Annotated in this window: 13 protein-coding genes; 8 read left to right on the top strand and 5 right to left on the bottom strand. The window is 39.9% G+C overall.

What is annotated here, in order from left to right; genetic code table 11:
* Window positions 1–207 precede the first annotated feature (207 nt).
* Window positions 208–696, top strand: a complete 489-nt coding sequence (locus tag AAG807_RS07455; RefSeq protein ID WP_341902020.1) for a hypothetical protein — start codon at window positions 208–210, stop codon at window positions 694–696.
* Here the strand turns inward: AAG807_RS07455 and AAG807_RS07450 are convergent.
* Both AAG807_RS07450 and tsaD read right to left on the bottom strand, forming a co-directional pair.
* Window positions 693–2,030: a hypothetical protein gene (locus AAG807_RS07450; protein ID WP_341902019.1), complete on the bottom strand. Its 1,338-nt coding sequence runs from the start codon at window positions 2,028–2,030 to the stop codon at window positions 693–695. The two genes, AAG807_RS07455 and AAG807_RS07450, sit on opposite strands and share 4 nt — an antisense overlap.
* Window positions 2,027–3,055 carry a tRNA (adenosine(37)-N6)-threonylcarbamoyltransferase complex transferase subunit TsaD gene (tsaD, locus tag AAG807_RS07445; protein WP_341902018.1) on the bottom strand — a complete coding sequence of 343 codons (1,029 nt, stop codon included), beginning with the start codon at window positions 3,053–3,055 and terminating at the stop codon, window positions 2,027–2,029. The genes AAG807_RS07450 and tsaD overlap by 4 nt, the downstream gene beginning before the upstream one ends.
* A gap of 24 nt (window positions 3,056–3,079) precedes the next feature.
* Here tsaD and AAG807_RS07440 point away from each other — a divergent pair, with 24 nt between their 5' ends.
* On the top strand, window positions 3,080–7,720 hold the full coding sequence (locus AAG807_RS07440) for a translocation/assembly module TamB domain-containing protein (protein WP_341902017.1): 4,641 nt from the start codon (window positions 3,080–3,082) through the stop codon (window positions 7,718–7,720).
* An 85-nt stretch (window positions 7,721–7,805) separates the two neighbouring features.
* Window positions 7,806–9,290 (top strand): acetyl-CoA carboxylase biotin carboxylase subunit, encoded by a 1,485-nt coding sequence (locus AAG807_RS07435; protein ID WP_341902016.1) that lies wholly within the window; start codon window positions 7,806–7,808, stop codon window positions 9,288–9,290.
* 60 nt (window positions 9,291–9,350) lie between these two features.
* Here the strand turns inward: AAG807_RS07435 and AAG807_RS07430 are convergent, their stop codons facing one another.
* The 3 genes from AAG807_RS07430 to AAG807_RS07420 form a co-directional block, all read right to left on the bottom strand.
* Entirely contained in the window at window positions 9,351–9,614 is a 264-nt protein-coding gene (locus tag AAG807_RS07430) for a 4a-hydroxytetrahydrobiopterin dehydratase (RefSeq protein ID WP_341902015.1), read from the bottom strand.
* Window positions 9,583–10,326 (bottom strand): phenylalanine 4-monooxygenase, encoded by a 744-nt coding sequence (phhA, locus tag AAG807_RS07425; protein ID WP_341902014.1) that lies wholly within the window; start codon window positions 10,324–10,326, stop codon window positions 9,583–9,585. The genes AAG807_RS07430 and phhA overlap by 32 nt, the downstream gene beginning before the upstream one ends.
* 194 nt (window positions 10,327–10,520) lie before the next feature.
* Window positions 10,521–12,383: a hypothetical protein gene (locus AAG807_RS07420; RefSeq protein ID WP_341902013.1), complete on the bottom strand. Its 1,863-nt coding sequence runs from the start codon at window positions 12,381–12,383 to the stop codon at window positions 10,521–10,523.
* A 175-nt stretch (window positions 12,384–12,558) separates the two neighbouring features.
* Here AAG807_RS07420 and sucC point away from each other — a divergent pair, with 175 nt between their 5' ends.
* The 5 genes from sucC to AAG807_RS07395 all read left to right on the top strand — a co-directional run bounded on the left by sucC (window position 12,559) and on the right by AAG807_RS07395 (window position 18,237).
* Entirely contained in the window at window positions 12,559–13,770 is a 1,212-nt protein-coding gene (sucC, locus tag AAG807_RS07415; RefSeq protein WP_341902012.1) for an ADP-forming succinate--CoA ligase subunit beta, read from the top strand.
* 287 nt (window positions 13,771–14,057) lie between these two features.
* A complete protein-coding gene (locus tag AAG807_RS07410; RefSeq protein WP_341902010.1) occupies window positions 14,058–14,984 on the top strand; it encodes a hypothetical protein in 927 nt (308 codons plus the stop codon).
* A gap of 688 nt (window positions 14,985–15,672) precedes the next feature.
* Window positions 15,673–17,058 (top strand): RtcB family protein, encoded by a 1,386-nt coding sequence (locus AAG807_RS07405; protein ID WP_341902008.1) that lies wholly within the window; start codon window positions 15,673–15,675, stop codon window positions 17,056–17,058.
* Window positions 17,059–17,065: 7 nt separating this feature from the next.
* Entirely contained in the window at window positions 17,066–17,761 is a 696-nt protein-coding gene (gene prfH, locus AAG807_RS07400; RefSeq protein ID WP_341902007.1) for a peptide chain release factor H, read from the top strand.
* Window positions 17,758–18,237: a hypothetical protein gene (locus AAG807_RS07395; RefSeq protein WP_341902005.1), complete on the top strand. Its 480-nt coding sequence runs from the start codon at window positions 17,758–17,760 to the stop codon at window positions 18,235–18,237. The genes prfH and AAG807_RS07395 overlap by 4 nt, the downstream gene beginning before the upstream one ends.
* The last annotated feature ends 170 nt before the right edge of the window (window positions 18,238–18,407 follow it).

Raw genomic sequence — 18,407 nt, 5'->3', positions numbered from 1 at the left:
CCGACTACTTTAATTATATAAAGGAAAGCCCTGACGATAAATGTCGGGGCTTTTTGCTTTACTTTGGTTTGCAGAACAGGTTTGTTTTTGAAAATAACCGACTGGAACAAGCAATTCAAACAATGCGAAATAATATGTTGGTACTACACCGTCAAATTGGATTTTAACTTTTCTATATTTATGCATTATACAATCAATATTAAAAACATGAAGTATTTAAGTATTCTCGTTTTTGTTCTTTTGTTTTCTTTCCATGGAAAGACTCAAAAAATTGAATCGTGTGATTCGGTTCCTGCGTTGAATTCGAAAATACTGACTGTCCTGGAACCCTATATGGGGCAGAAGATTTTAAGAGGCGAATGTTGGGACGTGCTGAGCCTGGCATTAAATGAAGTGCATGCCACCTGGAATGGTTACGATGTGTTCGGTACTCGGTACGATTACAAAAAGGAATGTATCTCTCCGGGAGATATTATTGCATTTAAAGGGGTGAAATTCGGAGGTGTTCAAAACGGAATGAAGTATTTTGAAGACATGGAAAAGCATTTTGCGGTCGTGAAGGAAGTGAAGCCAAATGGTGAGTTGGTTTTATGGCATCAGAATACCGGAAGGTTCGGAAAGAAATTAGGTCAGTCGAGTATCTTTATGACGGATTTTAAGAAGGGTAAAATGGAATTCTTTCGTCCGAAGAACTAATCGATCCGCATACGGATTCGCCATTCTTTTGGAAAGAGGTTGTTGAATCTGTTTCCCAAATGTTTGATCCAGCCTAGCTTTGTTCCTTCGAATGAAACCGTATGAAATCCGTGTTTTCCTTCCAGGTTGAAAGTTTCACCTTTTAAGTAATGAAGAGCCTGGTCACGATTTAATTCAATATTGGGAATCTGGCTTGAAAGTATGGATGGATCAAGAGCCAGAGCTTCATTTGGAATCAATCCTTTTCGGGAAACTTCTCCTAATTCAGTCCCCATTTTGATGATTCTCAAATGAGCGTGTAGTGTTTCCACCAATTCACTTTTTCCTTCAGGAATTGCAAATACGTAATTGTTCCATTGGATAAACTCTGATTTTGAATCCCCAACCCATTCGTTGAACCAGGGTTCCGGTTTCAATTTGGTCAGGGAGCTTTTTTTCTTCGATTTGATCTTTTGGGTGCGTTCTTCTCCCAATTTTTGAATCACCACAACATAGAAACCTTCTGTTTTTAATTCGGAGGGAAGTGCATAATAACCGACATCATTTCTTCCTTTTTTGGCAAATGGAACTTCCAGTGAATGGATTTGTGAGTCTGTCTTGTCCAGGATCCATTGCACATTTTCTTCATTCTCCTGTGTATTGAATGTACAAGTCGAATAAATCAAAAAGCCACCCGGTTTTAGTGAATCCCACACATCCATGACAATCCTTTTTTGTCGTGCAGCGCATAGATTCACGGATTCAACGGACCATTCGTTTCGCGCTTCCTGATCTTTTCGAAACATTCCTTCTCCGGAGCATGGTGCATCTATCAGAATGCAATCAAACACACTTTTAAGGGCTTCAAAATCTGCGGGGTCGTTGTTGCTTACCAAGCTGTTTTTAGCTCCCCATTTCGTTAGATTCTCTTTTAAGATTTTCGACCTGTTCTGAATGACTTCGTTGGCTAAAAGTAATCCATGTCCATTCAGGAAATCTGCTATCAATGTGCTTTTTCCACCCGGAGCGGCGCATAGGTCCAATAAAACCGGTTCATCCGTAAGATTGAGTTGTCTTAGGATATAATCGATAAACTGTGAACCTGCCTCCTGCGGATAATAGCTTCCTCCGTGAAAATGTGGATCCAGTGTGAAAATGGGGCGTTCTTTCAGGTAAAATCCATTTTCCGACCAGGGAATCGTTTCCAAATCTTTGAACCCGGAAGTTCCTTTTGATGAATTGATTCGAATGGCAATCGGTTGTTCTTCATTTAAGGCTTGCAGCAAGGAGTCGCCCAGGAACGGATCTTTGGTCACACGTTCTGCAAATGCTTTCGGAAGTTCAACTTTTTTCATGGTTTTACAAATGGTAATCGTGCATTTGCACTAATCGTTTGAGATGCGAACTGGTTGTTTTCGGCTAAAAACTTTCCAGCCATCGCGATCATTGCCGCATTGTCCGTACAATATTCAAATTTCGGGATGAATACATTCCAACCGCGTGCTTTTCCTTCTTCAGCCAATTTCGCTCTCAATCCGGAATTGGCAGAAACGCCACCGGCAATCGCAATGTCCTTGATTCCGGTATCCGCTGAAACTTTTCGGAGTTGTTTGAAGAGAATTTCCAAAATAGTGGATTGAATGGATGCGCACAAATCCGCTTTGTTTTCTTCAATGAATGCCGGATTTTTTGCCAGTTCCTTCTGTATGGAGTAAAGCACAGAAGTTTTCAGTCCGCTGAAACTGAAATTATAACCGTCGACCTGAGGCTTTGCAAAGGTAAATGCTGCAGGATTTCCTTCTTTGGCGTATTTGTCGATCAAAGGTCCGCCGGGATAGGGAAAGCCCAATATCTTCGCTGTTTTGTCAAATGCTTCTCCTGCCGCATCATCGATTGTTGTTCCCAAAACATGCATTTCTACAGGTGAATCTATGCGAACCAATTGCGTATGTCCGCCGGAAACTGTCATGCAAATAAATGGGAAGGAAGGCATTGGAACTCCTTCATCGATGAAATGTGCCAGAATGTGTGCATGCATGTGATGTACCGCAACCATTGGTTTGTTCAAAGCCAAGCTGAGTGATTTTGCAAAAGCGGTACCGACCACCAAGGAACCCATTAATCCGGGACCTTGCGTAAATGCAATCAGATCAATGTCTTTGAGGTCAATAGCAGCCTTCTTCAAAGCGGCATCAACTACGGGAATGATATTCTGTTGATGTGCGCGGGAAGCGAGTTCCGGAACCACACCACCATATTGTTCATGAATCGCCTGACTTGCCGTTACATTCGATAAAATGGTATTATCTTTGAGTATAGCAGCAGAAGTGTCATCACAAGATGACTCAATTCCCAGAATTACGAACGATTGTTGGCTCAACTTTGTTAAATTTGTAAGTAATACATGGTAAAAGTACTCAAAATACTAGGTAGAATAGTAGGGATTTCTTTTGAATGGGTGCTTTTGGTACTCATTCTTTTTGCGTTTGCCATACGCACCAGCCAATTTCAAACCTATTTAGGGTCGCTCGCAACTAATTTTTTATCCAAAGAATTGAATACCGAATTGCGTATCGGGAAGATTGACATTGTTTTCTTTGACAAGGTTTATCTGAAAGACGTTTTTGTCCGTGACTTGCATGGTGATACTTTGGCTTCCCTGGATCAGATCATGGTTCGTGTAAAGAGTTTTGATTTGGGGGGGGAATACATCCACCTGAAAAGTGTAGGACTTCTGAAGGGAAGAGTAGGAATCGAACGTGACTCCATCAATGGAGATTACAATTACGAATTTATTGCGGATTACTTCTCCGGGAAAAAGTCCCAAAAACCCAAATCGGATCCTCCCAAAGTGACCGTTGACAATGTGGATATCGAATGGGTTACCATTTCGTATGACGATAACCGGAAGAGCAGGAATACCTATGGAATGGATTACGATCATTTGAGATTCAATGATGTGATTCTCCATATTGTTGATTTCAAAGAGGATAAAGGGATTGTTGCATTTCAATTGAAACACTTACAAACTCAAGAAAAATCAGGGTTCTGGTTAAACAGGCTTTTTGCTAATGCAGTCATTGACCCGCATAAGGGAGTTTTATTGAGTAATGTTGAAATCACCACCTCCCGTTCGCAGATTTATGCCTCCAAACTGAATATGTTGATGAGTTCCTTACAGGGATTCAATGATTTTGTGGATAGTGTTGCATTTGATGCGGTAGTGGATTCATCCCGGGTGAGTCTTTGGGATATTTCTATGTTTGGGACGGCTTTGGAAGGAATGAATGACATGGTTTCCCTAAGTGCAACGGTGACCAAAAAAGTGAAGGATTTAAGGATTGATAATCTGGATTTGCGTTTTGGAACCCGAAGCGTTGTGCGCGGAGATTATTCCCTTCCGGATTTCCGGAACCTTTCAGCCTCAAATTTTAACGAACAGATTGATTATGCGCTGATTGATTTTTCGGATGTGGAAAGGATCAGACTTCCTAAAGATTCAGGAAAGAGAAGAGTGGACTTTGATGAAATGGTGGATAGGCTCCAATATGCGGAGATTAAAAACACTTCTGTTAGAGGTTCCATCGATAAATTTGCATTGAAGAGTGATAAACTGCAATCCGTTCTGGGTTCTGTACAACTGGATCATGAGATCGTATTCAATAAACTCAAGGAAGGTGGGTATTCGTTCAATCGAACTTTGGATGAGAATTACGATGTGGTCATCGATAGTTTTAATTTGGCCAAATTCCTTGATAATCCCACTTTTGGGAATGTTTCCGGACAAGTATACCTGAGTGGAATCGTTGGTCAGAAAGATATGATCCGCCTGGAAACATTGGAGGGTGAAATTTTAAAATTCAAATTTAACGACTATACCTACTCGAATATTTCGGTAACCAACGGTTCGTTTATCAATAACATCCTGGATGCAAATCTGGATATCCAGGATCCCAATCTGGAGTTGACATTTGACGGATCGATCGATGTTTCGAAAATTCAACATTTTGACTTCAAGGTTGGAATTGAAAAGGCGAACCTGGGAATTTTAAATTTTGATAAGGATCCCGAATCATCGTTTGTTGGGAATTTGGATCTCGATTTGAAAGGGAACTCGCTGGAAACCTATGAAGGAATGATCTATGCGGATAATATCGTATTTGTCGAAAAGGGCAAAGTCATGACCTTGCCCGAATTGAGTCTTTATATTGAACGAAATCCGGGAAGTGACCGCTTTGAATTGAGAAGTGATATCGTGGATGCGGACCTGAATGGAAAAATTAATTTCAATACGTTCCCGATTGCTATCAATAATGGTCTTTCTGATGCATTCCCATCTTATTTCTCTCCTCAAAAGTATCCGAAAGGAGTGGAATCTAAAGATAATTTTGAATTGAATGCAACGATCAAGAATTCACAGTCATTTTTGGATATTTTCGTTCCGAAATTGGAAATAGCTTACGGAACGGTTGTCAAATTGGATTTGGATTCCAGGATACACCATCAGATGCTGGATATCCAATCCTCAAAGATCAGTTATGAAAAACTCATCAGTGAGAAGAGTGATGCCTATTTGACAAATGTGGTTCTTCATCAGGAGTTCACTCAGGGTGAAGGAACATTGACCTTGAATGCGGATAAGACGCAGTTAAGGGATTCGTTGGATGTGGAAAACATTCAACTTACAATGGATGGAACAAAAAACATCTATAAAACAGATCTGATCTGGAACAAGGATGTGGCAAATACCTCTGATTTTGATTTTATTCTGGATGTTCGCGAAGAAGGTGAATTCGGAATTCAAGTGAAACCGTCCTATTTCTCGGTTAAAAACAACAAATGGGATATCATGAACACGGCCGAATTGGTTTACAAGAAAAACCAGTTGGAAATAGACCACTTGATGTTGGAAAGAGAAAATCAGTTCCTGGCCGTCAATGGAATCTTATCAGAAAAAGCAGAAGATTATCTGACTATAAAAGCACATGAACTGCAAATCGCGGAATTTTCATCGCTGCTAGGTGTGGGAATAAAAATGGAAGGAAACCTTGACGGTACTGCTCGTCTGGCAACACCGTTTACCGACATTAAAGTGGATGGGGATTTTGTTTTGAAGGATTTGTTTTTAGAAGGACAGGAAATCGGGGATGTCCATTTGAATGGTATTTGGGTTGATTTGGAAAAGAAAATCATCCTGAATGGAGATTTGAAATACCACGACTTACAAACCTTTGATTTCAACGGGTATGTTTTGCCTTTGAAGAAGGATGACAATATCAACTTTGACTTGGAATTCAAGGATATGAACATGTCTTTTGCGAATGCTTTTGTTGATCCGGATGTCATTTCCGATATCGCAGGAAATTTAAAAGGTGTGATTCATGCTACCGGAAGTATCGAAGAACCTGAAATTACAGGAAATCTCCAATTGAAAAAGGGAGGCTTGAAAGTCGGGATTTTAGGAACCCATTACAATTTGAGTGGACCGCTAAAGTTTGACGGGAAGAATGATGGTATTTACGGGAATTTCCCTGTGCAGGATGATGAAGGTCATACCGCTTATGCCATTGCAACGATATTCCACGACAACTTCAAGGATTTTTCTATGAGTTTTGATGTGGTATTTGATGAATCTGTCAGTGGATTTAGGGATCCTATAAGTGGTACGCGTTTGAAGTCTCCGGAAAAATTCATGGTTCTGAATACCGGATATCGGGAAGGAACGATTTATTATGGGAAGGCTTATGCAACCGGAACCGCAAGTATTCTGATCGAGAAAGGAAATACGGAAATCAACGTTGAAGCGAAGACCCAGAAAGGTACCGAAGTGGATTTGCCAATGTACGGCGCCAAAGAAGTGAAGGAATTTGATTTCATTGATTTCAATCAGGATACAGCTACCGTAGAAAAGAAAATAGATTTGACAGGGGTTGATTTGAAACTGGATATCACGGCAACACCTGATGCCAAGATCCGATTGATTTTGAATGAACAGACTAACGAAGAGATTCGTGCGCAGGGACATGGCGATTTGCACTTGTCAATAGACAATTTGAATCAGATCAAAATGACAGGTCAATACATTATCAACAGCGGGCAATATGATTTTGTTTTGAACCCGATTAAAAAGACCTTTGAGATAGACCAGGGAAGTAATATCACCTGGACCGGAAGTCCTTACGATGCAAACCTGGATATCAAAGCGTATTATAAAGTGAATGCCAGTCTGGATGAATTGAATAAAGATCAGATTGGTGGTTCGTCCGTTACGAAGTCGGAGGTACATTGCGTATTGAACATCGGACAAACACTTTCCAATCCTTCCATTATGTTGGATATTGAAGTTCCGAATGTGAGTGAATCCGGAAAAGCCATATTGAGTAGGATTCGCTCAGATAAGGATGAGGTCCAGAAACAATTTGTCTCCTTGCTGTTATTGAATAAATTTCAAGGTTCCGGCGGAAATGCCGGAGGAAGTTACGGTGCTGTGGCGGAAATTGTCACACAGCAAATCAACACGGCTTTGGATCAGTTATCGAAAGATGTGAAAATGAATGTGGGGTACAATGACAATGCTGCTACCGGAGATAAGAATTTCCAATTCGGGATGCGGCGGGCCTATGGTGCGAGGCAAAATATCGTCTTGACTACCTCATTGGGGGTTTCCAATAACACTTCGACCGGAACAGCACAGAATTCATTGATAGGAAGCTTTAACCTGGATTATCTGATCAACGCGGATGGAACTTTCCGGATTTCCCTGTTCAATGAATCCAATGATAAAGGAATCCTGAGTAATAAGGATAAAGGGGAATTCACGCAAGGGGTCGGTTTACACTACGAGGAATCATTCAACAACTTATCGGAATCACGGATTATTGAATTCTTTGCCAACTTATTCAGAAAGAAAAATAAGGTGAACAATTCCAAACGAAAAAACCGGGTTCCGGTGGATTATATTCCGGGTCAACCTCCTGTTATTCATAATGAGAAAAAGGAAGAAACGACACCTTCCGCTGAAGAGGGAGAGAAACCGAATCCTTAATTTCTTCGAATTTGTTAGGAAAGTATCCGGATCTTTAGTGTCATTCATTGCACATTCATTATTTTTACCGTCATTGAAATTGGTTATGAAAAAAGTTTTAATTGCAAATAGAGGAGAGATTGCACGAAGAGTCATTCGTTCATTAAAGAAAATGAATATTGCTACTGTAGCGATCTATTCGGATGCAGATGCAAACGCTCCGCATGTTCATGAGGCTGATGAAGCTGTTTATGTTGGGAAATCTCCTTCGTCGGAGTCTTATTTGCAACAAGATCTGATCTTAAAATATTGTAAGGAACTGGGAGTGGAAGGAATTCATCCGGGTTATGGTTTCCTATCCGAAAATGCGGGCTTTGCACGTAAGGTGAAGGAAGCAGGAATCAAATTCATCGGACCTTCTCCTGAAGCGATGGAATTGATGGGGGATAAACTTTCTGCGAAACAAGCGGTGAAAGGATACAATGTTCCTTTGGTTCCCGGAGTTGATGAAGCGATCACAGATGTAGAAGAAGCTAAAAAAGTAGCTGCTGAAGTTGGATTTCCGATTTTGATCAAAGCATCTGCCGGAGGTGGAGGAAAAGGAATGCGTTTGGTAGAAAATGTGGAAGAGTTTGAAGAGCAAATGAAAATGGCTCAGAGTGAAGCGCGTTCTTCCTTTGGGGACGATGCTGTATTCATTGAGAAATTCGTGACAAAACCGCGTCATATCGAAATCCAGGTTTTTGCAGACCAATTGGGCAATACAGTGTATTTGTTCGAGCGCGAGTGTTCCATCCAACGTCGTCACCAAAAAGTGATCGAAGAAGCTCCTTCAGCAATCCTTTCTCCTGAATTGCGGAAGAAAATGGGGGAAGCTGCAGTAGCAGTTTGTAAAGCGTGTAATTATGAAGGTGCGGGAACCGTTGAGTTCTTGTTGGATGCTGAATTGAATTTTTACTTCCTGGAAATGAATACCCGCTTGCAGGTAGAGCATCCGGTTACCGAAGAAATTACCGGAACTGACTTGGTTGAATGGCAGGTACGCGTTGCAAGAGGTGAGCGTTTACCCAAATTACAAGATGAATTACATATTCACGGACATTCGATTGAAGTGCGTGTTTATGCAGAAGATACGTTAAATGGATTTATTCCGGATATCGGGACCTTGAACCGTTACCGCAGACCCCGAAAAGATATGGCGCGCGTAGACGATGCGTTTGAGGAAGGGATGGAAGTTCCGATCTATTACGATCCGATGATTGCCAAGCTGGTAGTTTGGGGTGAAAATAGAGAAGAGGCAATTGAAAAAATGATCATCGCAATCAACAATTACCAAATCTCCGGATTGAAAACAACCTTGGATTTCGGGAAGTTCGTGATGATGCATCCGGCATTCCGTTCAGGAGATTTCGATACGAATTTTGTCAAACATTATTTTCAGGATCCGACTGTGATGTGGGATATGTTTAAGGATGAACGACATGCCCTGGAAGCCGGAATCGGACAGGTTTGGAATGATTTGACAGAGAAAACAAACAAGAATGCAGCTTCAAGGGAAATCACTTCCAATTGGAGAATGCATGCACATTAATTGATACTAGTAAGGGTGGAAAATTTTTCGCCCTTACTGATAACTATAGAAAAAAGCGGATTATTCATCCGCTTTTTTTGTTTTCCAGTCTTTGTATAACTCGCTGATTCTGTCAACCAGTTTGTGATCACGCTGGGTGATTTTTTGTCGGTCATGGGAGTAAACGGAAATACTCAACTCGTTACAGTGTTTGATTTCCATATCCGGATGGTGATCTAGTTGATCCGCCAATTGCGCAACCAGAAGCACAAATTTGGCCAGTTCTGTTTGGTTGTCGAATTGCACGACCGTTCTAAATTGATTTGCCAGAATATTCCAATTCATGTTGAAGTTTGTTTGAGAGTGATGTAACTGCTGTTTCCAATTGTTCCAGGTGATCGATCACAAAATAGGTTTGTTGCAATTCGCTGGTGCAAAAGTCTGTTTGTATGATGGAATCCAATCCGAACGGAAGGTGAGTGACCTCTTTGCTTGAAAGGCAGGAAATGGATTCGTGAAAAGAGGAAATAATTCCGGCTCCGAAAATTCGTGGTTTCCCCTTTTCGAAAATAAGTCCGAATTCGATGGTGAACCAGTAAATACGCTGTAGTTCCGTAACAAGCTGATGATTTCCTTTATGCTTTTTCCCCAATTTACCGAATTCATGAACGAAGTTGGAGTAAACGGGATTGGAAAGCAGGGGAACATGTCCGAAAATATCGTGAAACATATCCGGTTCTTCCAGGTAATCCAACTTGTCTTTTGAACGCAACCAAGTGGATGAAGGGAATTTCTTTTCTGCCAACAGATCGAAAAAATCAGCTACATCGATCAATCCCGGAACACAATAGATTTCCCAGCCGGTGCTCTTTTTGAACCATTTGTTGATTTGTTCGAAATTCGGGATTTCAGTTGGATTCAATACTTCCTTCATGTAATCCAATGATTCCAGATAATCGGAACAAGCCAACTGTTTCAAGTTCTTTACTTGTCGCTTGAATAACAGCGACCAAACTGCACCGTCTTCCTTGGTGTACTTTTCAAATTCCTGTTTCATTTCAAAAAAAATTAAATAAAAAAAGCCCGATTCATAAGAACCGGGCTTTTCAGCTATAAAGTTTACACAACGACTTATTCGGTTCCTGAATTTAGAAACTGATAATAATAAGTGCAGATGTGCATTTGGATATTCATAAGGCAAATGTAAGATAATTGTTTTATAAATAACAAAAAACGGAATTATTGTTTGAATTATTTTGAAATAGCTTTAATGATTCGGTTTTCATCAATTAATACATCTCTTAAAAGTACATGAGGAAACACACTATGCTTCGTTTGTTGCTTAAATCCATCCAATATTTTCAGTAATGTATTGGAAGTAATCAATGACAAGTGAATTTCACTGGTGGATAAATCAGAATCACATTCTGAAATGAACTGATCTGAGAATTCAGGAGCAACGAGTAATGTTTTTACTACCCGATGACCTAATGATTCTGCTAAATTTTTGTAAGATTTTATTTGTCGTGAAACACTTGAGAATTTATTGTAACCAGATTCCTTTTGTGTTTTACATTCGACAATTATGATATCATTATTGCCAACATTGATGAGAATATCCATCATGTCTTTTGAAGTATTTATTTTCTTTTTTAAGTCGTCATCAATTGACAAACCAAGTTGAGCAAATATGGATTTGGTTACTTCTTCAAATTTTAGACCTAGGTCTGCTTCTTTTAAGAAAAGACCGGCTTCTTTGAGCTCATTGAATCGTCTAAATCCAATGTTTTCATAATTCTCAATGAAAATATTTTCAGAGTCAGTATATGCATCAAGAATATTGGCTATTTTTTCACCTCTAGTCTTGATGTTTTGATTTGTGCAAAAAGCGATTAATTGTTCTTCAGAAATCAATTCCAAAATGTCGGCAGGTTTAAAATTCCGATCCAATAAATAATCAGTTTGAAGCAAATCTATTTCTGAACTTTGGTTTAAGGTTGCTTTTAAAGCCTTCTCAATTCCAAGATTTGATTCTTTTAGATCCTTTAGAAGTCGAGCATATCCATCGTGAGAAATTCCAACTTTTTCGTCTTTTTCTATTTGTTCGAAATAATATAGTAAGTTGTCAATCTTTTCATCAACTGTTGAACCTTTTAGAGCAGGATTAATGTTTAACTGCTTATCGCAAAACTCATTAATGAATCGTCTTTTATCAAGTATTGAAGTTCCATCCTTATGAACTGATTCTGAAAGAATATCTCTTAATGAGATTCCATTTTTTATGATCGTTTCAATCTTTTCAGCAATTGATAGTTTGCGATCAATATTGTGCTTTTTGCAGATCAAATTGATTTGTGGATCCTTAAATAATTTTAGTACCCGTCGAAGAAACTTATCTGCAACATCTTTTTTTCGAACCTTTCGGAGCACACGAACCATTTCATCTGAAATGTACAATGTATTTGATTTTTTAGAAACAAATAAAAGACCGCAACTTCTTAATTGTTCTATTATTTGGATTGTATCAATTTTTTTAGGTTCGATAACTGAATAATTAATCAGTTTCACTTCATCTTGCGAAAGTTCCAGTTCTTTTGAAATAGTAATTAGAATTGATAGCTCATCATTCGTTATTTTTTGCTCTTGATTATTGTTGGAATCATTCTGATAAGCCGTTTTTAAACACGATTTGTAAATTCTGTAATCACGCTTCCTTTCAGCCGAAATTTCGCTTTTCTCGTCATCTATGTCTGATTGGAACTGTTTAATTTTGTTCTTTAAAATTTTGATTTCATTTTCATAAAGTCTGGAAAACCATTCCTGATTTAGAATAGAATTACCATCCTGAATTATTAAGTCAATAATGATATCTAGCTGAGATGAAGTTTTCCGGAATTCAGATTTAATTAAGGTAATGAAATCATCTTCGATTAGATGAAAGATCTGTGCAATATTACTATTGTCGACGTTTTTGATTATGCGATCCGAATTGGATAGAATTTTTTCAATTTCCTTGTAGTTTTTTGGTTTTGAACTGACAATGGTGTCTATTATTTTGATAAAGGCACCTTTCTCCAGCGAGTTCAATTGATCTAAAATTTTTTCCAGTTTCATAATGAATAGTTCAGTTTAGTTTGGTAAATATAATTTTTAATCTTTTCCTCTAGTGGTTTGAGTATAAAACGACATATTTAAATTTTACAAATCCATTGAATTTTTATGGAATTCCAATAATCTCGAACCAATTTAATGTTTACCTTTAGCGCACCAAAAAATTTAAAAAGTTGTCATGAACTTACACGAATATCAAGGAAAAACAATTTTACAAAAATACGGCGTGGCAATCCAACGCGGAGTTGTTGTAGAAAAAGTAGAAGATGCAGTTGCTGCAGCTAAAAAATTGACAGAAGAAACCGGAACAGGTTGGTATGTGGTTAAAGCACAGATCCATGCTGGAGGACGCGGAAAAGGTGTCGTTGAAGAAACTGGTTCTCATGGTGTAGTTCTTGCAAAAGGAATTGATCAGGTTGAAGAAAAAGTAAAAGGAATCCTTGGTGGTCATCTTGAAACAGCTCAAACAAACGGTGTAGGGAAATTGGTTAGCAAAGTATTGCTTGCTGAAGACGTTTATTACCCGGGTGAAGCTGAAGTAGAGGAGTTTTACATGTCTGTTTTGTTGGATCGCGAAAGAGGTCGCAACACGATCATGTATTCTACAGAAGGAGGAATGGATATTGAAACAGTTGCTCACGATACACCACATTTGATCTTCAAAGAAGAAATCGATCCACGTGTTGGGATTCAAGGATTCCAGGCGCGTAAAATCGCTTTCAACTTAGGTTTATCAGGTGAAGCTTTCAAGCAAATGACGAAATTCGTTGTGAACTTGTACAGTGCTTACGAAGGTTGTGACGCTGCGATGTTCGAGATCAATCCGGTATTGAAAACTTCAGACAATAAAATTATTGCAGTGGATGCGAAAGTGACATTGGATGGAAACGGTTTATTCCGTCACCCGGATTATGTTGCTATGAGAGACACAATGGAAGAAGATCCATTGGATGTGGAAGCTGATGCAGCAGGATTGAACTTCGTGAAATTGGACGGAAACGTTGCTTGTATGGTAAACGGAGCTGGTCTTGCAATGGCGACTATGGATATTATCAAATACTCAGGTGGTAACCCGGCAAACTTCTTGGATGTTGGTGGAACTGCAGATGCTGAGCGTGTTGAGAAAGCATTCCACATCATTTTGAAAGATCCGAACGTAAAAGCGATCCTGATCAATATCTTCGGTGGTATTGTTCGTTGTGACCGTGTTGCTCAAGGAGTTGTTGATGCTTACAAAAGCATTGGAAACATTCCTGTTCCGATCATTGTACGTTTGCAAGGAACAAATGCTGTTGAAGCGAAGAAAATCATTGATGATTCAGGATTGAATGTGCATTCAGCTGTATTGTTGCAAGAAGCAGCAGATAAAGTGAAAGAAGTATTGGCGTAAGTCAACACAGATTATATTTGAAAGCCTTGACGATAAATGTCAGGGCTTTTTTTGTTTCCCGCTAATTACGCAGATAGCGCAGATTTTTTCTCCCACAGAACGCTTACGCCTTAGCTACAGCGTTGGCGCAGGAACACAGACGAGCACGGATGTAATAGTATTATCCACCCCCACAATAATAAAAACTTCTGTGCTCTTCCGTGCCCGTCCGTGGGAGAAGTTTTGCTCTTTTTGACAACTTTTTCTGTTTGGGAATTGACTACATTCGTGTTCAATAATTCATCACCATGCTGCGATTCAAACTACTTTGTATTCTGTTCCTGACCAATTTCTCTTTCTCTCAGGATTCTCTCCAAGTTTCGTTATTCGATAAAAGCCTCAATCAATTTTTGAATGTGCGTGATTTTTGCATTTCCAAAGATGGAGCGGAAGCCTATTTCACAATCCAAAGCCCCGACGGAGCCATTTCACATCTGGCAACTATCCGGAAAACAAACAATGCTTGGTCGGAACCCGAACTCTTATCTTTTTGCGATGAAAACAGCTATATGGAGGCTTTCCTTTCCGACGATGGTTTACGGCTTTATTTCGTTTCTGACAGACCCCGAAAAGATTCGAAGAATTCGGCAAAGAATTTCGATATCTGGTATGTGGAACGGGAAACGAATATGGTCGGGTGGTCGGAGCCGATAAACTTAGGTAAAACAGTCAATTCCGAGAACAACGAATTCTATCCAACTTTGAGCAAAAACAACAATTTGTATTTCACTATGGATGTTCCAACCGGTAAAGGAAAAGACGACATTTATTTCTGTGTCTGGGATGGTAAAAAATATGCTTCTCCGGTGATTTTGAATGACCACATCAATAGTTCAGGATTCGAATTTAACGCTTTCATTTCCAATGATGAACGTTTTTTGATTTACACCAAATACAATGCGGATGGAGGTTTCGGAAGCGGTGATTTGTACATGGCTAAAAAAGACCAAAATGGAGCATGGCAGAAAGCCGAAAATTTGGGTGCAATCATCAACAGTAAGCACATGGAATATTGTCCGTTCTACGATGAAAAAACACAGACTTTGTACTTCACCAGTAAACGAAATTTGCTTCAATCAAAAGCATTCAAAAACGTGAAAGAATTTCAGGAATACGTGAACGAAAACGAGAATGGTTTGAGTAAGATTTATCAGGTGAAAATTGAATTGAAATAACAAGTTGGCAATAAATTCACCTCATGGTCTTCGTTTACCTTGTGGTCAAAATGAACCCCGAAGAGTGCAAAGCGCACGAAAAAATTGGTTTCTTGATTTTTCCTTATTACTACGTAATAAGAGATCGCCCTCAATTTTTTTTTTTCAATCGACACACAACCATGTCATTTTTTATGCGTTATCTTTGTGTCGGCGCTGAAGCTTTTGCTTAGGCGTTGCATCGTCGCTCAAGGGATGTCGACGAAAACAAGTAGTAACAATTTTAAAACCGAAGCAATGTTCAAATTACAATCAACATTAGGAGCTCCAACTGGTCTAGGGACTAGTGTGCTCGGGCTTTGGGTTTTTCAATAGCGATTATAAAATCATCTATCATATGAAAATCCGAAGCTCTTAGAGGTTTCGGATTTTTTTTGTTTTCAAACGTTCCGATCGAAGTCAAATTTCGGTCATTGAGCGTAGTCGAAATGCCGAAATCTCTTTTCTTATCAAGGTCATAAATGGCCAAATCAAAACTTGGATTGGAACTCATCGATTAGTCGGTGATGACTTTACCACAAATGCACAAATTTAGGCTCGCCTACCGGACTCGCTTGTAGTTCAAATAAAATGGCGAATCCGCCACGGCGGACGCCATAAATATCTGTGCATCTGTGGGAGTTTAAAGACAATCCATAGAACAAATATCATGGGAAATAAGATTAAGGGGAAAGACCTATTGAAGATAGGTTTTCCCAATGATAACTCTGTAAATATCGCCTTGGGGCTGATCAGCAGATATAAAAAAAGAGAAAGTAAAGACCGCGTTTTAAGTGAATTGTCCGAATTACTTTACGCTCCGGATGAATACATCGGAGACGGTGTTTGGGGCAAGGTAGCAGAAGGATTGGTTGCACCTGTTGAAGTGAAATTCAACGAATTGAAGATCGAACGTTCACCGTTTTTAATCTACGGAGAAAATGAAATTGATGACAAGACAAAACATCAGTTTTACCAGGCATTGAAATTGCCAATTTCCGTTCAGGGAGCATTGATGCCGGATGCACACTACGGTTACGGCTTACCCATCGGAGGAGTTTTAGCCACAGACAATGCGGTGATTCCTTACGGTGTCGGTGTCGACATCGGTTGTAGAATGTCGCTGAGTATTTTTGATGCTCCGGCGTCTTTTTTCAACGGAAAAACACACCAATTGGAGAATTTGCTTTCGGAACATACCAAGTTTGGAATGTACGAAACACACAAGGTCAAACACGATCATCCGATTATGGAAAGTAAGCTGTTTCGTGAGATTCCATTCCTGAGAAAATTGCAAGGAAAGGCTTACCAGCAACTGGGAACTTCCGGCGGAGGAAATCACTTTGTGGAGTTTGGAACAGTGACGATCACTGCTACCGATGCAGGAATTCCTCCGGGTTCGTACTTCGCTTTGCTGAGTCACAGCGGATCACGAGGATTGGGTGCAAATATTGCAAAACAATACACGCAGTTGGCGATCAAGCAATGTCCATTACCAAGACAAGTACAGCACTTGGCCTGGTTGAATCTGGATACGCACGATGGTCAGGAGTATTGGAATGCGATGAACCTGGCAGGTGAATATGCCAAAGCTTGTCACGATGATATTCACGCACGATTGACCAAAAAGTTGGGGCTCCGCATGTTGATGACGATAGAGAACCACCACAATTTTGCATGGAAGGAATTCGTGAATGGCAAAGAGTGTATTGTGCATCGAAAAGGGGCAACACCGGCTGGGAAAGGCGAATTGGGAATGATTCCGGGAAGCATGACAGCACCGGGTTTCATTGTCCGGGGATTGGGAAATACTTCCAGTTTAAATTCCGCTTCACACGGCGCAGGACGCGTGTTCTCACGTTCCGAATGCAAGAGTAGGTTCACTAAAAGTGAGATGATGAAGACTCTGAGTGCTGCAGATGTAAGCTTGATTGGTGGAGCTGTGGATGAATGTCCGATGGCATACAAAAACATCCATCACGTCATGGGAAATCAGCAGGAATTGGTGGAAACGATCGGGACATTTTCTCCCCGAATTGTAAGAATGGATAAATAGGAGACAAATGGAAACAAAATTAATACATATCACCACAGCCAAAGGACCATTGGAATGCCAATTGGCAGCTGGGAAAATTTTGGGTGCTTTGCTTGCCGATTTGAGAAATAAAGGCTTACAAGCTGAAACAATCGATCGAATTACAGGGCAAGAAAGTGGAACCATTTTATCTGCTACAATCCAGGTTGTGGGAGACGGAGTTCAAGAAGCAATTCAAACATGGTTAGGGACGATTCAATGGATTCAAAAGAGTCCGTATCGTCCCAATCATGGGAGAAAAAACTGGTTTGTCGGCATCTTTGAAGTCAATCGGGCAGAAGCGCTTTCCTGGAATGAAAACGAGATTGTTTATCAATCCGTTCGAAGCAGTGGAGCAGGCGGACAGCACGTGAACAAAGTAAGTTCGGCAGTTCGAGCTACTCATACACCAACGGGAACAACCGTGTTTGTTCAGGAAAGCCGTTCACAAATGCAAAACAAGAAAATTGCACGAGAACGCATCCGTGAAAAGCTGGAAAAAGTCCAAAGTGAAAAAATGGTAGAAGTGGTGAATCAAACGTGGTCGCAACACCATGAACTGGAACGGGGAAATCCGGTGAGAACCTTTACAGGAATGGATTTCAAACCCAGCAAGGAAGTGAAATCATTCAAGAAACAACGCAGTCAATTGAAAAACGAATTGCATAAAGAACTAAAATTATGACAACAAATAGTTACCTGGTTAAAGCATTGGATTATTATCCATACAACCTGGAAGAAGCCCTGGAATCATTGAATTATGCGATGGCATATGAAGAGAACAATCCGATTGCACTTTGCCTGATGGGAAGAGTAAATTTGGAAATATTCAAAGATTATGCACTCGCAAACAGTTATTTCAGAGAAGCGCTTGCAGCAAATGTCAATTACCTCGAAACGTATGCTTACTTTTTGGATTGCCTGTTGATTCAGGAAGATTTTGATGAAATGAACAAGCTGTTGACCTTTGCACGCTTACGAAAAGGAATTGACAGAGGTTTGTTATTCTATTATGAAGCCTTGCTTTTGGAAAAACAACTGAAATTCAAGAAAGCACAGAAGGCAATCAAAGAGGCGATGCTTTTGGCGCAGACAGGTTCTTTCATGTCAGACCTGGAGGAAATGAAAAAACGCATTGAGAAGAAAATCGCGTTGAAATGAAAAAGCAGATAAACCGTTTAAGAGGCTGTCTAAAAAGTTAGGCAGCCTCTCATTTTATTCATTGGAACAGTTCACACCAACGGATTCACAATTTTTCCCACGAATGCACAAATAAAAATGCTTGCCTAATACTTACGCTGAAGCTCTTAGCCTTCGCATAGCTATGGCAG

This window comes from Fluviicola taffensis DSM 16823 (genome assembly GCF_943372375.1).
Lineage (GTDB): Bacteria > Bacteroidota > Bacteroidia > Flavobacteriales_D > Crocinitomicaceae > Fluviicola > Fluviicola taffensis_A.
Note: the sequence above shows the minus strand (reverse complement) of the source record. Positions and strands in the feature narration are given on the sequence as shown.